Origin of the sequence: Zobellella taiwanensis (genome assembly GCF_003012795.1) — a bacterium.
GTDB lineage: Bacteria > Pseudomonadota > Gammaproteobacteria > Enterobacterales > Aeromonadaceae > Oceanimonas > Oceanimonas taiwanensis.
On record NZ_PXYH01000013.1, the window covers coordinates 33,553 to 50,875 of the forward strand.

The 17,323-nt window shown below is 64.0% G+C and carries 17 protein-coding genes; 3 read left to right on the forward strand and 14 right to left on the reverse strand.

Translation table 11 applies throughout. The annotated features are described in order from the left end of the window. Positions 1–14: 14 nt before the first annotated feature. From C7I36_RS10470 to gspE, 12 genes are all read right to left on the reverse strand, one after another. Complete coding sequence (locus C7I36_RS10470) at positions 15–1,391, reverse strand: COG1361 family protein (RefSeq protein WP_106453666.1); 1,377 nt, start codon at positions 1,389–1,391, stop codon at positions 15–17. Between the two features lie 342 nt (positions 1,392–1,733). After that, positions 1,734–3,818 carry a type II secretion system secretin GspD gene (gene gspD, locus C7I36_RS10475; RefSeq protein ID WP_106453667.1) on the reverse strand — a complete coding sequence of 695 codons (2,085 nt, stop codon included), beginning with the start codon at positions 3,816–3,818 and terminating at the stop codon, positions 1,734–1,736. After that, positions 3,815–4,375, reverse strand: coding sequence for a hypothetical protein (locus C7I36_RS10480; RefSeq protein WP_106453668.1), 561 nt, complete (start codon positions 4,373–4,375; stop codon positions 3,815–3,817). The genes gspD and C7I36_RS10480 overlap by 4 nt, the downstream gene beginning before the upstream one ends. Beyond that, complete coding sequence (gspM, locus tag C7I36_RS10485) at positions 4,372–4,983, reverse strand: type II secretion system protein GspM (RefSeq protein ID WP_106453669.1); 612 nt, start codon at positions 4,981–4,983, stop codon at positions 4,372–4,374. The genes C7I36_RS10480 and gspM overlap by 4 nt, the downstream gene beginning before the upstream one ends. Then, positions 4,980–6,056, reverse strand: a complete 1,077-nt coding sequence (locus C7I36_RS10490; RefSeq protein ID WP_106453670.1) for a PilN domain-containing protein — start codon at positions 6,054–6,056, stop codon at positions 4,980–4,982. Before C7I36_RS10490 ends, gspM begins: the two co-directional genes overlap by 4 nt. Positions 6,057–6,068: 12 nt before the next feature. Then, positions 6,069–6,968 carry a type II secretion system minor pseudopilin gene (locus C7I36_RS10495; protein WP_245880092.1) on the reverse strand — a complete coding sequence of 300 codons (900 nt, stop codon included), beginning with the start codon at positions 6,966–6,968 and terminating at the stop codon, positions 6,069–6,071. Next, positions 6,958–7,632 (reverse strand): prepilin-type N-terminal cleavage/methylation domain-containing protein, encoded by a 675-nt coding sequence (locus C7I36_RS10500; RefSeq protein WP_106453671.1) that lies wholly within the window; start codon positions 7,630–7,632, stop codon positions 6,958–6,960. Before C7I36_RS10500 ends, C7I36_RS10495 begins: the two co-directional genes overlap by 11 nt. After that, positions 7,629–8,018 (reverse strand): type IV pilus modification PilV family protein, encoded by a 390-nt coding sequence (locus tag C7I36_RS10505; RefSeq protein ID WP_106453672.1) that lies wholly within the window; start codon positions 8,016–8,018, stop codon positions 7,629–7,631. Before C7I36_RS10505 ends, C7I36_RS10500 begins: the two co-directional genes overlap by 4 nt. Then, positions 8,011–8,457 carry a GspH/FimT family pseudopilin gene (locus C7I36_RS10510; RefSeq protein ID WP_106453673.1) on the reverse strand — a complete coding sequence of 149 codons (447 nt, stop codon included), beginning with the start codon at positions 8,455–8,457 and terminating at the stop codon, positions 8,011–8,013. The genes C7I36_RS10505 and C7I36_RS10510 overlap by 8 nt, the downstream gene beginning before the upstream one ends. Next, on the reverse strand, positions 8,426–8,857 hold the full coding sequence (gspG, locus tag C7I36_RS10515) for a type II secretion system major pseudopilin GspG (RefSeq protein WP_106453674.1): 432 nt from the start codon (positions 8,855–8,857) through the stop codon (positions 8,426–8,428). The genes C7I36_RS10510 and gspG overlap by 32 nt, the downstream gene beginning before the upstream one ends. Positions 8,858–8,870: 13 nt before the next feature. Continuing rightward, positions 8,871–10,085, reverse strand: coding sequence for a type II secretion system F family protein (locus C7I36_RS10520; protein ID WP_106453675.1), 1,215 nt, complete (start codon positions 10,083–10,085; stop codon positions 8,871–8,873). A 1-nt stretch (position 10,086) separates the two neighbouring features. Further along, complete coding sequence (gene gspE, locus C7I36_RS10525; protein ID WP_106453676.1) at positions 10,087–11,799, reverse strand: type II secretion system ATPase GspE; 1,713 nt, start codon at positions 11,797–11,799, stop codon at positions 10,087–10,089. Between the two features lie 229 nt (positions 11,800–12,028). Here gspE and gdhA point away from each other — a divergent pair, with 229 nt between their 5' ends. Next, positions 12,029–13,381, forward strand: coding sequence for an NADP-specific glutamate dehydrogenase (gdhA, locus tag C7I36_RS10530; protein WP_106453677.1), 1,353 nt, complete (start codon positions 12,029–12,031; stop codon positions 13,379–13,381). Positions 13,382–13,565: 184 nt separating this feature from the next. Here the strand turns inward: gdhA and C7I36_RS10535 are convergent, their stop codons facing one another. Further along, positions 13,566–13,934 (reverse strand): DUF4168 domain-containing protein, encoded by a 369-nt coding sequence (locus C7I36_RS10535; RefSeq protein WP_181256351.1) that lies wholly within the window; start codon positions 13,932–13,934, stop codon positions 13,566–13,568. A 206-nt stretch (positions 13,935–14,140) separates the two neighbouring features. On the opposite strand from C7I36_RS10535, the gene C7I36_RS17280 reads away from it, so the two are divergent. Continuing rightward, positions 14,141–15,598, forward strand: a complete 1,458-nt coding sequence (locus tag C7I36_RS17280) for an ATP-binding protein (RefSeq protein ID WP_146137329.1) — start codon at positions 14,141–14,143, stop codon at positions 15,596–15,598. After that, entirely contained in the window at positions 15,570–16,931 is a 1,362-nt protein-coding gene (locus C7I36_RS10550) for a sigma-54-dependent transcriptional regulator (protein WP_106453679.1), read from the forward strand. Before C7I36_RS17280 ends, C7I36_RS10550 begins: the two co-directional genes overlap by 29 nt. On the opposite strand, the gene C7I36_RS10555 is transcribed toward C7I36_RS10550, so the two are convergent. After that, positions 16,928–17,278 (reverse strand): RidA family protein, encoded by a 351-nt coding sequence (locus C7I36_RS10555; protein ID WP_106453680.1) that lies wholly within the window; start codon positions 17,276–17,278, stop codon positions 16,928–16,930. The two genes, C7I36_RS10550 and C7I36_RS10555, sit on opposite strands and share 4 nt — an antisense overlap. Between the last annotated feature and the right edge of the window lie 45 nt (positions 17,279–17,323).

The window sequence follows — 17,323 nt, forward strand, 5'->3', positions numbered from 1 at the left end:
TGATACCGGAGCCATCAATACTCCATGTCTTTTTCTTCACATTCCGGGCAGGGGGCACAAAGCGGGCATTCGGCCACCCATTCTCCTTTTTCTTCATCCCAGGTATAGGTGGTATCCGAATCGCTGGCGGTGCCGCCGAAGAAGCCGCTGGCGTCAACCGTTACCTTGTTGAAGAAGGCGGCGGTGGCGCTGGCATATCTGCCTTCGGTATCCATGATGGTATCCATGGGGTCAGCCACGACATTCATGAACTCATCCAGGGTGGCGCCTTCCGGTGCAGCCGGCAGGTAGCAGTAGTCGTCTAGCACTATGCTGTTGCCTGCGGCCAGGGCGCCCAAATCGCCCAGGAGCGCCAGTTCCGGAATGGCCGGATCGTTGACGAACACCGACTTCAGATCTTCGGCACCGGTATTGGTGATAGTGATCACAGGGCACACTTCCACTACCAGCATATTGTCCATCGACATCAGGCGCACGCTTTCATCGGCCGGGCAGGTCTTGTCGACGCTGACCATGGGGCTGGGCGCGAACAGGCACTGGGCGCTGTCCATGTCGGTCACGGTGTCACCGTCGTGGGTGCCTTCCACATGGATTTCGTTGACCAGGTTGATTTCACCGGCGGTACAGGTGATACCGATATCCACATAGTCACCCGGATCCAGGGTGCCGATGCCATTGACCGCCACAAAGCTGCCCAGGGTGAGCGCCTGCTCCGTGACCGGACTGCCGTTGAGCGAGGTCACGACACAGCTGTCAAAGCCGGTATTGGCTTCTTTCAGCATGATGCTGGTCAGCGGGAAGCTGCCGTCGTTGGTGACGGTGGCGGTGTAATTATAGGTGGCGGTAGTACCGGAAAGATCGGTGCTGTCGCAGATCTTGGAGATATCGATGCTGGGGGCTCCCGGTTCATAACAGAAGGAAATATGGCTCAGGCCATAAAACTTGCCGTTGCTGTGGTTGACCGGGGAATGCAGGAAGGTATCGGCCACCGCGTTGGTGTGCGGGGGATCGTATTGGTAATAGTTGGCATTGGGCCCGCCCTTGACCACCATGTCCTTGACCACGCCACCCGACGCCGACCAGTCGAATGCCTGGCCGGAAGGGCTTGAGTAGACATTAAGGGTAAACTTGGTGCCATCGGGCGCCGTAAAGGTGCCGTTGCCCACTTCGTTGATTTTATATTCGGTAAATTCCGAACCCAGGGATGAACAGGTCGGGTTACCCGCCACGAATACGGGCTGTACATTCAGGGTGGTCGTCGGCCCCCCCGGATGGTTGGCATAGGCCGGTGGCGTTGCCAGCATCAGTACCAGGGCGCCTGCCGCCGCTGCGGCAAAACCCTGCAGGGTGCCGAGGCAGGCGCCGGATTTACAGTAATTCCATATAGACATGATGCAATCCTCCATATCTTTGGGTTGGCGCCTGCCCTGCAAGACAGGACACCGTCCCGCGGCCCGGGGCCTCGGGGAATCGACTCCCGCAATCGGTACTGCTCATATCAGTGCCAGGGAGATAGCCATAAGGAGGCATAGTTAGTGCCATGTTTTTATCTATATGAAATAAAAGGAATTTTTTATTTTCAGATAAGTGAGATGTTGAAAACTGTAAGGCTAAGATAACAGTCGGCGGAGGCCGGGCTAGAAGATGTATGAAATATCAATGATATAGGTCTTGCGGAGTTGTATCGGGGCCGATACAACTCCTCGCCGGGCGTCTGTCGCCCCCGGCTTCTGCTACATCGCCACCCCCTGCAGCTTGCGGCGGTATTCCTGGGTGACGGCGCGGGCGTCCTGGGGGTTGGTCACGGCAGTGGGGGTGATCAACACCACCAGTTCGGTGCGCCTGACGTTGGTGCCGCTGCTGCCGAACAGCCAGCCCAGTACCGGTACATGGCGGATGCCGGGCAGGCCCTGGCTGTCCTGGGATTTGTTTTCGCGGATAAGGCCGCCGAGCACCAGGGTTTCGCCGCTCTGTATGGCCACCCGGGTATCTATTTTGCGCTGAGTGATGGTGGGCGACTGGATGTTGGAAGTGGTGGTGGCGGCCACGTCGTTGACCTCCTGGATCAGCTCCAGCACCACCATGCCGCCCGCGTTCACCCGCGGGGTGACTTCCAGCAGCACACCGGTGTCCCGGTACTGGATGGTGCTGGTGATGTTGCCCACGTCGCTGTTGAGGTTGGTGGTTTCCGAGGTACGGATAGGCACCTGGTCGCCCACCCGTATCTGGGCTTTCTGATTGTCCAGCACCATCAGCGAGGGGGAGGAAATCACGTTCACCTTGGAATCGCTGGCCAGGGCGGTGAGCAGGGCGCGGGTGCCGCTGGCGCTGAATACCTCGTAGCTGGCGCTGGAGGCGGCCAGGCTGTCGGCGGTGGGGATCGGCAAGGGGCCCAGGCCGCCGGCACCGGTACGCCCGCCGCCCAGGTTGTTTTTGAAATACCACTGCAGGCCGTAGCGCAGCTCGTCCTCCAGGCTCACTTCCACTATGGTGGCCTCCACCAGTACCTGCAGCGGCAGCTGGTCCAGCCGTTTGATGGCCTGCTCCACTTTTTCGTAGTCGGCACTGGCGGCCATCACCACCAGGGCGTTGCGTTCGGTGTCGGCGATCACGCTTACCTCGCCCACGTCCAGGTTGGCGGCGTTGATGCCGGTGGCGATTTGCAGCGGGGCCCCCTCTTCGCCGGGGGCGCTGGCCGGCGGCAGGGGCGAATCCCCCCGGTTGCGGCGCTGGCTGTCGAACAGTTGGTTGAGCAGCTCGGCCAGGTGGTCGGCCTTGCCGTTCTGCACATGGTACACGTACATGTTGAGCCCGCGCGGGTTCTCGGCCCTGTCCAGCCGCTCTATCCATACCCGGGCGTCGGTCAGGTAGCGTTCCTGGGGGGTGATCACCAGCAGGGCGTTGAGCCGCTCTATGGGCAGGTAGCGCACCATGCCGGCCAGCGGGCCTTCGGCCTGGTCGCCGAAAATGGCCTGCAGCTCGCCGGCGATGACATCGGCGCTGCTGGCCTGCAGCCGGAACAAGCCCACCGACATGCCGCGCAACTGGTCCACGTCGAACAGGTTGACCGTTTCGCGGATGTTGAGCAGTTCGTCCCGGGTGCCCACCAGGGTGAGCATGTTGCGCCTGTCGTCCACCATCAGGGTGCCCTGGCGGGGTTTTACCGGCTCCAGTATTTTTTCCATTTCCCGCGCCCCGATATAGCGCAGCGGCAAAATCAGCATCTGGTAGCCCCGTTGTGCGGTGGGTGCCAGCCGGGGGTTGAGCACGGAGGCCGGAACCTCGCTGGCCGGCACCACGTTGAACAGGCCGTTGCTGTGCACCAGGGCGGCGCCATGGGTTTGCAGCAGGCTTTCCAGGGTGGGCAGCAGGGCCTCCTCGCTGACGGGGCTGTTGGTCTGCAGGTACACCTGGCCGCGTACCCTTTCGTCGAGGGAATAGTTGAGCTGCAGGATGTCGCCCAGTATGGTCTTGACCACCTCGGCGATGTCGGAGCCCTGGAAGTTGAGGGTGATGTCGCCGGGGGCGGGCGCCTGGGTTTCCGCTCGCGGATCCAGGCGGACGAAATTGCCCGATCCCCGGTAAATCTCGGAGCGGGTGCTCGGCTGGCCGGCCGGATCCATGACATTGGACTCCGGAGTAGGGGACGCTGCCGTTTCCCGGGGAGGCAGCCGGACCGGGTCGTAGCCGCTGCTCATCCTGGCCTCGCCCCAGGGTTTGTCCAGGGCGCCCCTGTCCCCGGTGGGGGTGGTGCAGGCGAGCAGCAGGGCGCAGGAAACGCCGATGCACAGCCCTTTAAGGCGGTAAACGTTGTTCATGATGACTCCCCGTTACTTCCCTGTTCGTGGTTGTCCGGAGCGGCCTGGTCTTCACCGGACCCTGCCGGGGCCGCTTCCCTGTTGTCTTCTTCCTGTGCCGGGGGCTCGGCCGGCGTTGCCGACCCCTCGACAAGAGGCCGGCTGGGCGGCAGCCTGGGCTCCCACAGCTCAAGGCGCAGGCGATCGGCGCCATCGCCCAGGGTGACCGCATCCACCCCTATCTCTTCCAGTTGCCAGCCGCCGTCCAGGTACATGCCCACCTTGAGCCGGGCCCGCCTTTCTCCCTGGCGCTCGCTGAACAGTGCCAACTGCTGATCGCCTTCCCATACCACACCCGACAAACGCCACTTTTCCCGCATGGCGGAAGCGCTTGCACTGACGTCATCCTGGCTTTCATCGATCGCCGGCCTGCGGCTTTCCTCGAACAGCGGCCGTTCGAGGATACCCTCGAAGTGTTCGAGGGGGGGAAAGGCCGGCGCCGGTCCGGCGTTGTCCTGGCCCCGGGTTCCCGGCAGCCACAGCAGTGCCAGGGTGAGCATGATCCACCTGGGTTTCATGGTGTCTCCCTCTGGGTGTAGCCAATCAAGTCGAAGCGCACATCGAGCGAGGGGATCTGCTGCCGGCGGGGATCCTGCCGGCGGACCACCAGGTTGCGGTTAATCTGGACGGCCGGCCGGCGTGGATTGGCGGTAATCACCAGGCTGCGGATAAAGAGCGCGGGCTGGCCCGATTCCAGGGCGTGGAGCAGGGGCACCAGCTGGTCCAGCTCGCCGCGCAGGTGCACTCTCAGCATCACCCCGGACAAGGGGCCTTCGGCATCCAGGGGGGCATTCTGGATGCTGACCAGTTGGCCTCCCCCCCGGCCTACCAGCCGGTTAAGGTGCTGTTGCAGCCAGGCCGAGGCCAGCGCCGGGCGCCGCTCCGGCAGGTAGAGACCGGTATCGGGGGTTTCCGCCCGCAGTTGTTGCAGGGCCTGTTCGGTCTGTTCCAGTTCGGCGGACAGCCGCTGGTAGCGGCCCAGTTGATCTTCCAGCTGGGTCAGGGTGGTGCCTTGCTGCCAAAAGAGCCGGAGCAGGGGGTTGATGACCAGGCCAAAGGCCAGCACCAGCACCAGCACCAGGATCCCCAGTGCCGCCAACTGTTGCTGGCGCGCGTTCAGGTTCATGGGGTGGCCTCCTTGCCGAAGCGGGCATCGATCATGAAGCGATCCCTGTTGGTGGCCGGGTTGTTGGTCACCGGCGAACTGAAGCGGACGTCGAAGAACAGGGGAGAGGATTCCAGCAGGCCGATCAGTTCTGAGGCATTAGCCGACTCGCCGCGGATCTGTACCGCGCCCTCGAGCAGCTCAAACCGGCTGATCCAGGCATGATCGGGCAGTATCCGGGTCAGTTCGGCCAGCAGCGGCAGAACAGGCTGGCTGCTGCTGCTGGCCCGGGACAAAAACTGTTTGCTCTGTTGCAACTCCTCCAACTGCCGTTTGAGGAGGGCGGTTTGTTCGGCCCGCTGCCTGGGCTGGTCCAGCTGCTCGCTCAGGACCGCTATCCGGTTTTGGCGCTGATACAGGGGCACGGCGATCAACAGCAACAGCATCACCAGTGCCAGGGCGCCGTTGAGGCCGTTTATCCGGCCGGATTTGGGGGCACCCGAATGACGGGCGGGCAGGACGATAACCGGAGCCTGCGGATCATCGGCGTGACCAAGGCTGTCGGGCGCTACGCCCAGTGCCTCCAGCTCCGCCAGCACGGGATCCACCTGCTCCCGGGGCGCCAGCAGCAGGCTGACCTGGAGCTGGGTATGATCTTTTTCCCGGGGCTCGGTTTTGAAGCCAAAGTAGACCTGATCGGCACTGAATGGGGTGTGTCTGTCCATCTCGAAGCGCAGCACATCGACCAGGTTGCCGGCGGCGGCCACCGGCAGGAGCAGACGGGTCGACAGCAGCAGGTCGGATGGCAGGCAAAGACGGATGACTTGCGCCTGTTTCAGCAGGGGGGCCAAGAGTTCGCCCGGAGGGGGAGTCGTCAGCATCAGTTGCTCGCCCTTGGGTTCCAGTTCCAGGCGGTAACCGTCCTGTACCGGATGGATGGAAAGCCGCTGTTGCTGAATGAGCCAGTATCGGCTCAGGCGTTGCGGCAGCATGGCCAGCAACTGCCGGCTCCACCATTGCCAAAATACTCCCGTCCACAGTCCCAGCAGATAGCCGTAATGACGCAATAGTCGGGTCAGCTTTTCCCCATCCATAGGGAATCTCCGTTAGTCGGCAGGCTCGGTGAACAGCGGCACGAATTCCTGGGTAACCTGTTCCACCCTGGCCTGGCCGCGGCGGTTGATCAGGCTGGCCGTCAGGTGGTAGCGATATACCGTATTCATACGAGCTTCAGTATGAATAGTGTAGTTGACCCCGGGGGCGCCGCCAGAGAGGAATGGGCGGGGGAAGAGGTCGGTCGCCGGGGGCGGCAGGCCGTCCTCATGGTTGCGGCGCCTGTCCTCGATAAACTGGTCGACGGTCGCCTCGTCGGTCCCGGGCAGGGCCAGCAGCACCTGGCGCGGCGCATAGAGAGGATGGATGGCATTGCGCGGATTGCGGATGGTCAGGCTGTGCTTGATCCGGCGATAAATCTCCGGCGTCATGCCCAGCACCCGCTTCACTTCTTCCACCGCCGGAAAGGGCGCGTTGGCCGGACCATAGTCCAGCCCGGCGGCGAGGTAGTCGTCGGCTTCGGCGCCGTTGAGCCGGCGTTGTTCGTCGCCATCGCGCCAGTCCATGATGGCGTCCACCAACTGGCCACGCAGGCTGTCGTCCAGATCCAGGGTGGCCAGCAGGCCGTCGAGCAGCTCGGGGCCAGCGGCATTGAGATCGATTCGCCCGTTTTCGTTGAACAGAGCCACCTGGATGTCGATATCGTCCAGCTGTATCAGGTAGGGGCTGCCGTCGGCCAGCCAGGGCTGGCGCTGCTGTGGCTGGGCCAGCGCCAGCAGTGCCAGTTGCAGCCCGGCATCGGCGGCGTGGCGAACCTGGGCGGCGTGGGTGAGGTTGCGGCTCTGCTGAGCCTGGCTGCGGCTGTTGAGCGACAGCCCGGTCGCCATCAGGGTCAGCAGCATCAGTACCCAGAGCACGCTGACCAGGGCGATGCCCCGCGGCCTAGTACTCATCCTTGATCTCATGGCGGCGATCTCCGGGGGCGATGATCAGGGCGGGCCAGTCCGGGTCCAGTTGCAGCCGGATCAAGGCCGGCAGCTGCGCCTGCTCCAGCCAGTCCGCCTGCCAGAGGGGTTGGCGGCTGTCTTCTTCCCGGGGCAGGTACTGAAGCTGCAGCTCGTCCACCTCCAGCGCCAGCAGGGGCGGCAGCAGTCCGGGCTGGCGGAAGTCGTCCAGCAGTTGATGCCAGTCGAAGGGATCGACATCCTGTTGTCGATCCGGGTTGCCATCGGCCATGAACGGCTGGGTTTTCAACTGCAGCAGGGGATGGCCGGCATCGGTTTGATCCAGCGCCAGGTAGAACCAGGCCGGCCGGGCCGGGTTGTTGCCTTGTACGGGCAGGGGCGCCAGGAACAGCAGCGCGTCCTGGTTGCCCTGGAACGACAGCAGCTGGGTCTGGCGGATGTCCCAGATATCCCTGGACTCGGCCCGGGACAGCAGGGTGCGCAAAAACAGCTGCAGCTGCACTGTTTCGCCAAGGCGTTCCTGCCGGCGCTCTACCGTTTCCCAGGTCCGGCCGGCGAGGCGCAGGCCGCCGAACATCAGCCCAGAGAGCAGGGTCAGCAGGGTCAGCGCCACCACCAGCTCAAGCAGGGTAAAGCCGGCCTGGCGCCTCATCTTGCCTCCAGCCTCACCAGTCGCAGGGTGCTGAGCCGGTACTGCCGGTCAGGATCCCAGCCTACCACCACTTCCATCCGGTAGGGCATCAGCATGGATTCGTTATCCATCAGTTCCCGGCTGTCGAATTCCTCCACCCGGGTTTCCCACCAGTAGTGGTCGTTGAACCAGCCCCGTTCCCGGCCCGGCCGCAGGCGGCCGGCGTCCAGCTCGGTCAGTTTCGACTCCGCCAGCAGCATGGCCTGCTGTTGCTCCAGGGCGCTGTGGGTGGTGCGGATGGCCAGCGAAAAGATGTTGAGCAGCACCCCCAGGGTGACGGTCAGTACCGCAAAGGCGACCAGCACCTCAAGCAGGGAAAATCCCTCCTGGCTGTTCCCCCTAGTCATCAAAGGCCACCTTGCCGGTCAGCCAGTGCACTTCTATGCGGTAATTCCGGCCGGATCCGGCCAGCACCAGGGTGCCGCCGCTGCTGGTGCCGTCCGGGTAGAAGACGATGCCCGGCTGCCCGGGCTCGGTGGTTTCCGCCAGCCGCAGTTCAACCTGTTCCGGCCAGGGATAGGGCATTTTCCGTCCGGACAGCCGGCTCTGGCGAGCCTGCCGGTCGAGCACCAGGGCGACTTCTTCACCGGTGGCGATGGCCTGGCTGCGCGCCAGCCGCAGCAGGGCGGCGGTTTGCCGGCTGTAGTTTTTCAGTTCGGCACCGGGCAGCAGGGCGGCGAAACGGGGCAGGGCCACCGCCAGTATCAGAGTGGACAGGGTCAGCACCACCAGCAGCTCCAGCAGGGTGAACCCCTTATTCCCAGCTGACCACGTCCTGATCCTCACCCGTGCCTCCTTCCCGGTTGTCGGCGCCCAGGCTGAACAGGTCGAATTCTCCGAACTGGCCCGGGGAGCGGTACTGGTAATCGTTGCCCCAGGGATCCCGGGGCAGGGTCCGCTTGGTCAGGTAGGGGCCGTTCCAGCCCCGGGCCCCGGCGGGGGCGCTGAGCAGGGCATCCAGCCCCTCGGCGGTGGTGGGATGGCGGCCCACCTCCAGCCGGTACAGGTCCAGCGCGGTGCCGAGTTCCCGGATTTGCAACTGGGCGGTTTTGGTCTTGGATCCGCCCAGCTGGCGCAGCACCTGGGGGCCGACCAGGCTGGCGAGCAGGCCAAGGATCACCAGCACCACCAGCAGCTCCAGCAGGGTAAAGCCGAATTGTGATGTTTTTCTCTTGTTGTTACGCACACTTGCCTCCTGCCTAGATGGGCAGTTCGTTGATACCGAGGATGGCCACCAGGATGGAAATAATGATGCCGGCGATGGCTACCCCCAGGCCGACGATCAGTACTGGCTCCAGTATGGTCAGCAGTCGGTGGATGGCGTTTTCCACCTCCCGATCGTAGGTGTCGGCCACCTTGAGCAGCATGTCCTCCAGTTGGCCGGTTTCCTCGCCTACCCGGATCATCTGTATCGCCAGGGTCGGGAACTGGCCCGAGGCCTGCAGCGGCTCGGCCAGCCGGCGCCCTTCCTTAAGGCCGGTGGCGGCCTCCAGCAGGGTGGCTGCCAGCAACCGGTTGCCGATGGTGTCGCGGGCGATGTTCAGGGCGCCGAGCAGGGGCACGCCGCCCTTCATCAGGGTACCCAGGCTGCGGCTGAAACGGGCGACCTCCAGCCGGCGCACCAGCTCGCCCGCCAATGGCAGGCGCAGCACCAGGCCGTCCCAGGCCAGGCGCCGGTCGGGCTTGGCCAGCTGGCGCCGGCCGTAGATCAGGCCCAGCAGCAGCAGCAGCAGCAGCCAGGGACCCAGGTCGCGCAGCAACTCGGCGGCGCCGATCACCACCCGGGTGGGCAGGGGCATGGCCTGGCCCATGTCGGCGAACAGTTGCTGGAACTGGGGGATTACATAGGTGAGGATGATCAGCAGGGACACCGCCGATACCAACAGCAGTATGACGGGGTAGATCAGGGCCGACATCGCCTTTTCCCTGAGCTGGCGGCTGCGCTCCAGGTACAGGGCCAAATCCGCCAGGCCCCGGTCCAGGTTGCCCGATACCTCGGCGGCCCGCACCATATTCAGGTAAAAGGGAGAGAAGGCCGCGTCCTGCTCCGCCAGCACCGTCGACAGGGGCTGGCCACGCTGTATGCCATCGCGGATCTGGCCGAGCAGGCGGACGTCGTCGCCCTGGCCGCGCACCTGGATCATGATGCCGAAGGCCCGCTCCAGGGGAATGCCGGCCTTGAGCAGGGTGGCCAGCTCCTGGGTCAGAAGCTGCACCTGGCGCTCGCCTACCCGCTTTCGTCCCGGCCACCTCAGGCCCGGGCCGGCATCCCGCCCGCCCGCCGGCTCCACGCTGAGCGGGATCAGGCCCCGCTGTTGCAATTGGCGCACTATGGCCTGCTGGTCGGCACCCTCGAGCCGGCCTTCCTGCTCCTCGCCGCTCTGGCTGACCGCCCTGAACCGGAACCATGCCATCTCAGGCCTCCTGGGTGACCCGGATCACCTCTTCCACATGAGTGATCCCCTGCAGGGCCTTGTGCAGGCCGTCGCCGTACATGGTCCTCATGCCATGACGGATGGCGGCGTCCTGGATTTTTCCGGCGTCGGCGTGTCCCAGCACCAGTTTGCGGATATCGTCGTTCATGATGAGCAGCTCCTGGATCGCCAGCCGGCCGTGGTAGCCGGTGCCGGCACAGCGGGCGCAGCCCACCGGGCGGAACAGGCGGATGGGCCCGCCCGTTGCCAGCGGCGCCAGTTTCAGCTCCCGTACCAGCTCCGGCAACGGTTGGTAGCCTTCCTTGCAGTGGGGACAGAGTATCCGCACCAAACGCTGTCCGATCACCGCATTGAGGGTGGAGGTGAGCAGGTAGTCCTCCACCCCCATTTCCAGCAAGCGGGTGACGCTGCTGGCGGCGTCGTTGGTGTGCAGGGTGGACAGCACCAGGTGGCCGGTGAGGGCCGACTGCACGCAGATGCGGGCGGTTTCCAGGTCGCGCATTTCCCCCACCATGATAACGTCCGGATCCTGGCGCACGATGGAGCGCAGGGCGCTGGCGAAGCTGAGCCCGATAGACGGTTTCACCTGTATCTGGTTGACCCCCTCCAACTGGTACTCAACCGGGTCTTCCACCGTGATCAGCTTGCGCTCCGTGGTGTTGAGCTGGTTGAGGGCGGTATAGAGGGTGGTGGTCTTGCCGCTGCCGGTGGGGCCTGTGACCATCAGCATGCCATGGGGGATCTTCAGCACCTGTTGCAGCCGGGCCTTGGTCTCCGCGGCAAAGCCCAGGGCGTCGAAGTCCAGCACCACGCTTTCCCGGTTGAGCAGCCGCATGACCAGGCTTTCGCCGTGCATGGTGGGCACGGTGGAGACCCGGATATCCAGCTCCATGCCCTGGATTTTCAGTTCGATGCGGCCGTCCTGGGGCAGGCGGCGTTCGGCGATGTTGAGCCGGGCCATGATCTTGATACGGGAGATGATGGCCGGACTCATGTTTACGGGTGGCGCCTCGCCTTCCTGCAGTACGCCGTCAATGCGGTAGCGGATTTTGAGCCGGTTTTCGAACGGTTCCACATGGATGTCGGAGGCGCGCAGGTCGACCGCCTTCTGGATGATCAGGTTGACCAGGCGGATCACCGGCGCCTCGCTGGCCATATCCTTGAGCTGGGCGATGCTTTCTTCCGTTTCCTCTTCCTGCTGCACCGCCGAGAGGATGTCGCCCATCTTGCTCTGGCCCTCGCCGTAGAGCCGCTCGATGGCGGCGGCGATCTCCGAACTGACTCCCACCTGGGGGCGGACCGGCCGGCGGCACATCATGGCCATGGCGCGCAGGGCGAAGTCATCTCCCGGATCGACCATGGCCAGCACCAGGCCATCGCCGTCCTGGCGCAGGGGGACCAGGTGATGTTCCTTGAGGAAGCGGTAAGACAGGGCCTGCTCGAGGGGAGGCGCGTCGGGATACTGTTCGCTGTCGGTCAGCGGCAGGCCGTTGAGCTCGGCCAGTGTCCTGGCCAGTTCCCGCTCCGATATCATGCCCAGGTTGAGCAGCAGCAGCGCCAGCGGATCGCCGCCGGACTGGCTCCGGCGCATTCTGTCCAGGCGGGTCAGCTCCTTGTCGGTGAGCTGGCCCTGGCGGATGAGCGCCTGGCCCAGGGCCGCTTCTTCGGTTGACCAAGACTCGGTGGTATCCATACCCGTGGTTCTCCCTGCATCCCTGATCAAGCATAGACCGCTTTGCCGGCAAGCCGGGCCCCCGCAATCGGCTCGACGGTTCTAAGAAAGCATAAATATTCTTATTTTTAGTATATGTATTTGAAAATTAGTCATTGACCGGAACGCGGCGCCATATTTCAATAGTGCAGGGTCTCTTTAATGTGTATCCCGGATCAAAGTTTTACAAAAAAATAACAAGGAAGATATCGTGACGTATATTCATGACACCATCGTCAAGCTCCAGAAAACCAGCCCGGCACAAGCAGAGTTCTATCAGGCGGTGGAGGAAGTGCTGGACTCCCTGCAGCCCATTCTCGAAACCAGCGAGAAGTACAAGAAGCACGCCATCATCGAGCGCATCGTTGAACCCGAGCGCCAGATCATGTTCCGGGTGCCCTGGGTGGACGATCAGGGCAATATCCAGGTCAACAAGGGCTACCGCATCGAGTTCAACTCCGCCCTGGGTCCCTACAAGGGCGGCCTGCGCTTTCACCCCAGCGTCAACGCCAGCATCATCAAGTTCCTGGGCTTTGAGCAGATTTTCAAAAACGCCCTCACCGGCCTGCCCATCGGCGGCGGCAAGGGCGGCGCCAACTTCGATCCCAAGGGCAAGTCCGACGGCGAAATCATGCGCTTCTGCCAGTCCTTCATCAATGAGCTGTACCGCCACATCGGCCCCACCACCGACGTGCCCGCCGGCGACATCGGCGTGGGTGCCCGGGAGATCGGCTATATGTTCGGCCAGTACAAGCGCCTGACCGGCAACTACGACGGCGTCTTCACCGGCAAGAGCCTGCTGTGGGGCGGCTCTCTGGTGCGCAAGGAAGCCACCGGCTACGGTTGCGTCTATTTCGCCCAGTACATGCTGGAAGCCAAGGACGACAGCCTGGCGGGCAAGCGCTGCCTGGTGTCCGGTGCCGGCAACGTGGCCATCTACACCATCGAGAAGCTGTATCAGCTGGGCGCCGTTCCGGTGACCTGTTCCGACTCCAGCGGCACCATTTATCATGAGGCCGGCATCAACCTGGAGACCCTGAAGGAGCTCAAGGAAGTGCGCAAGGTGCGTCTGGACGAGTACGTGACCGCCCACCCGGATGCCAAGTTCATTCCTGCCGCCGAGTACCCGGCCGACGGCCATGCCGTGTGGCGTATTCCGGCCCAGCTGGCCTTCCCCTGCGCTACCCAGAACGAGCTGACCGAAGCCGATGCCCAGGCGCTGGTAGCCAATGGCGTGATCGCCGTGTCCGAAGGCGCCAACATGCCCTCTACCCAGGATGCGGTGGAAGTGTTCCTGGATGCCAGGATCTGCTACGGCCCGGGCAAGGCCGCCAATGCCGGCGGCGTGTCCACCAGCCAGCTGGAAATGGCCCAGAACGCCAGCATGCAGCGCTGGAGCTTTGAGGAAGTGGACGAAAAGCTGAAGGTGATCATGAAGAACATCTTCCTGAGCGCCAGCGAGACCGCCGCCGAGTTCGGCGAGCCCCACAACCTGGTGCTGGGCGCCAACATTGCCGGTTTCCGCAAGGTCGCCGACGCCATGATCGAACAGGGCGTGGTGTAAGCGAGCCATTCGCTGCCTCACGTCTAAAGGCCCGGTGTTCCGGGCTTTTATTTTTTGTGTTAGGTGCCTTTTGGGACTAAACCAGGAGCCGGCCCAAGAGCGGCCGGCAGTGCAACCACCAAAAGCCCGGGCAACCGGGCTTTTGACATAAGACGGCGGCTCAGGCCGCCGAGGCCGGGCGGGTTCAGCGCAGGGCCTGCAGCCGCTCCTGCAGTTCGGGGTTGGTTTGCAACTGGTTGGCGATGAGGTTGTAGTCTTCTACCGACAGGCCAGAGTCATTCACCGCATCCACCATGTTTTCGTTGGCTTCCTGCTGGATAGCCTGAGCCTTTTGCTGGTCTTCCACCTGGCTCAGCCGGGCCATGGCGTCTTCCTGGATCTTGGCGATGTCATCGAGGGCGGCGGCGAACTTTTCGAGCTGGGCGTCATCGATGTTGGCCGCGGGCTGCTGGGCCGCCGGCGGCGGAGTCTGGGCGTCGGACTGGGCGTGAACCGGGGCCGTGGCCAGCAACAGGGCAGACAGCAGGGCGGAAGCGGTCAGGGTCTTTTTCATCATGGACTCCTTGGTTTGGGTTGTGATTACTCCCTGATTACTGCGGAGAACATGCCAACTGTGTACTGTTGAAATATAAGAACTTGATTCTCTTGATTTTTTATTTTTGTGTCACTGTTTTTGTCGTTGTCCGGCCCGGCGGGGCTGCGCCGGGTGTATCTTTTTGTCATAGTGTGTTTTATCCACTTGAGACAAAATGACTCACTATGACTCTATTCGGAACCCTGGCCGGCGGCGGCATCGGACGACAACTGGTGCTCTATGTGGTGCTGCCCCTGTGGCTGATGCTGGCGCTGGGGATTGGCCTGACCTTGCATTATGTCAGCCTGGAGCAGAGCGACAGGCTGAAGGAAGACATCAAACTGATCGCCCGGGCGGTGCGCGGTCCCATCGGCGAGGCCCTGGCCAGCGGCGATGAAGGGGCGCTGGAGCGCACCCTCTCGGCGGTGTTCTCCCTCGGCCAGGTTTACGGCGCCTCGGTATTCGACGCCGACGGCAGGGTGCTGGCCTCGTCCGGCATTGCCGACCTCAGCCTGCGCGACACTCCCCTCGCTACCCGGGTGATGCTGACCGGGGAAAACCAGGAGCAATACCAGCAAACCGCCGGCAAGGATGTGTTTTCCCACTTTGTGCCGCTGACCGACGCCGGCGGGCGGATCAACGGCCTTATCCAGATCACCCGCCGGGCCAAGGACTTCGATCAATCTTTCGAATTGTTATTCAAGACCGCCTGGCTGAGCTGGCTCGGCCTGGGCGCGCTGATGATGGGGGTGGTGATCTGGGGTCACTATCGGGGCCTGGGGCGGCATGTCAACGCCCTGGTGGCGGTAATGGACAGGGTCAGGGAAGGCGACTGGCAACGGCAGGCGGACATCGCCGGCCCTCAGGAGCTGCGCCGTATCGCCCAGGGACTGAACGACATGCTGGCGGAAATCCGCAACCACCAGGCCCAGGAGCGGGCGCTCAACCAGCGGCTGCGACATCAGCAGAAGATGGCGGCGGTGGGTACAGTGGTGGGCGGCATTGCCCACGAGCTGGGGGCCCCGCTCAATGTTATCGACGGCCGTGCCCGGCGGCTGCAGAAGCTGACCGGCGAGCCCGAGGCCCGGCGCCAGCTGGAGGCCATTCGCGGTCAGGTGTTGCGGTTATCGCGCATCGTGCGCCAGTTGCTCGATTTCAGCCGTCCCGAGTCCCGGCAGGGCGGGCCGGTGGAGCTGAACCGGCTGCTGGAGCAAAGCTGCGCCGCGGTGCGGCACGAACAGCTGTCCGGGGCCCGGCTGAGCCTGCGGCCCGGCGCGTCGCCGCTGTGGCTGGAGCTGGACGGAGCCCGACTGGAGCTGGCCCTGGTCAATGTGCTGCGCAATGCCCTGCAGGCGGCCCGCAGCCAGGTACAGGTTGGGATACGGGAGCGGGGGGAGTGGCTTGCCATCGAGGTCGATGACGATGGTCCCGGCTTTCCCGATGAGGCCGAATGCCTGCTGGCCCCCTTTGTCACCACCAAGCCCAAGGGCGAGGGCACCGGCCTGGGGCTGGCCATAGTGCACAATATCATGGCCGAGCTGGACGGCGGTCTGGCGCTCACCACAGCCCCGGGCGGCGGCGCCCGGGTGATACTGACAGTTGCGAGGAGTTCTCATGCCCAAGGCATCCATACTGCTGATTGAAGACGACGCCGCCCTGGCCGAGCTGCTGCTGGAGGAGCTGGAGGCGGAGTCCTATCGTGTGCGCCACGCCGGCTCGGCGGAGCAGGCCAGGGTTGAACTGGAACGGGAAGCACCGGACCTGGTGATCAGCGATGTGCGCCTGCCCGGCGCCGATGGCCTCAGCCTGTTACCCCTGGTCAAGGGGCTGGAGCCGGCCCCGGCCATGCTTATCATCACCGCCTTCGGCACCGTGTCCCAGGCGGTGGCGGCGCTCAAGGCCGGCGCCGACGATTTTCTCACCAAGCCGTTCGATATGGACCACTGCCTGCTGACCGTGGCCCGGCTGCTCGAGCACCGCGGCCTGCGTCAGCGGCTGGACCAGGTGCTCAAGGGCGAGCGCTTCCACGATATCCTCGGCCAGAGCCTGCCCATGCGCCGGCTGTTCCAGCAGATCCGCCAGGTGGCCGGCGCCGAAGGCCCGGTACTGGTGCTGGGCGAGAGCGGTACCGGCAAGGAGCTGGTGGCCCGGGCCCTGCACCGGGAAAGCGCCCGGGCCGGCGGCCCCTTCCTGGCGGTAAACTGCGCGGGTATTCCCGGCGAACTGCTGGAAAGCGAGTTCTTCGGCCATGCCAGCGGTGCCTTTACCGGCGCCAGCAAGGCACGCACCGGCCTGCTGCGGGAAGCCGACGGCGGCACCCTGCTGCTCGATGAAATCGGCGAAATGCCGCTGGAGCTGCAGGCCAAGCTGCTCAGGGTACTGCAGGAAGGCACCCTGCGGCCGGTGGGCTCGGATCGGGAGCTGACGGTGGACGTGCGCATCATCGCCGCCACCCACCGGGATCTGGAGCAGAAGGTGGCGGAAGGCAGCTTTCGCCAGGATCTGTTCTTCCGGCTGGAGACCTTCTCCCTGCGGGTGCCGCCGCTGCGCGAGCGGGGCGAGGACATAGAGCGGCTGGCGCTGCTGTTCCTGCAACAGGGCAAGGAGCGCAGCGGCAAGGGGATACTGGGCTTTGGTCCCGACTGCCTGGAGCTGTTCTACCGCTATCCGTTTCCGGGCAATGTGCGCGAGCTGCAGAACGCGGTGGAACGGGCCCTGGTGTTCTGCGAGGATGACTGGATCCAGCCGGAGCACCTTCCGGTCCGGATGCTGAAGGCCGTGGCCGAGTCGCCGGCTCCCGCCGTGCCCGGCTGGCCGGACAGGACGAAGGCTCAGCTGCCGCCCCTGAGCGAGCTGCAGCGGGACTATGTGCGTTATGTGCTGCAACAGACCCGGGGCAACAAGCAGCGGGCGGCCGAAATCCTGGGAGTGACTCGGCGCACCCTGTACCGCTGGCTGGAGCAGGCAGAGGGTTAACGTTCGGCAGCGATCACCGAGATTTCCACCAGCAGCTCGGGGCGGGCCATGGCGGCTTCCACGCAGGCCCGGGCCGGGGCATGGCCCTCGGGCACCCAGGCGTCCCATACCGCGTTCATGGCGGCAAAATCGGCCATGGTGTTCAGGTAGATGGTGGCGGAGAGGATATGCTCCCGGCTGGATCCGGCCTCCTGCAGCAGGGTGTCCACCTTGTCCAGCATGGTACGGGTCTGTTCGGTGATATCCTGAGTGGCATCCTGGCACACCTGACCGCACAGGTAGATGGTGCCGTTGTGCTTGACGATGCGGCTCATGCGCTGGCCGGTTTGCTGGCGTTCGATAGACATTTGTACTTCCTTTATGGCTTTTGTTTAGAACTAAAAGCCAGACCT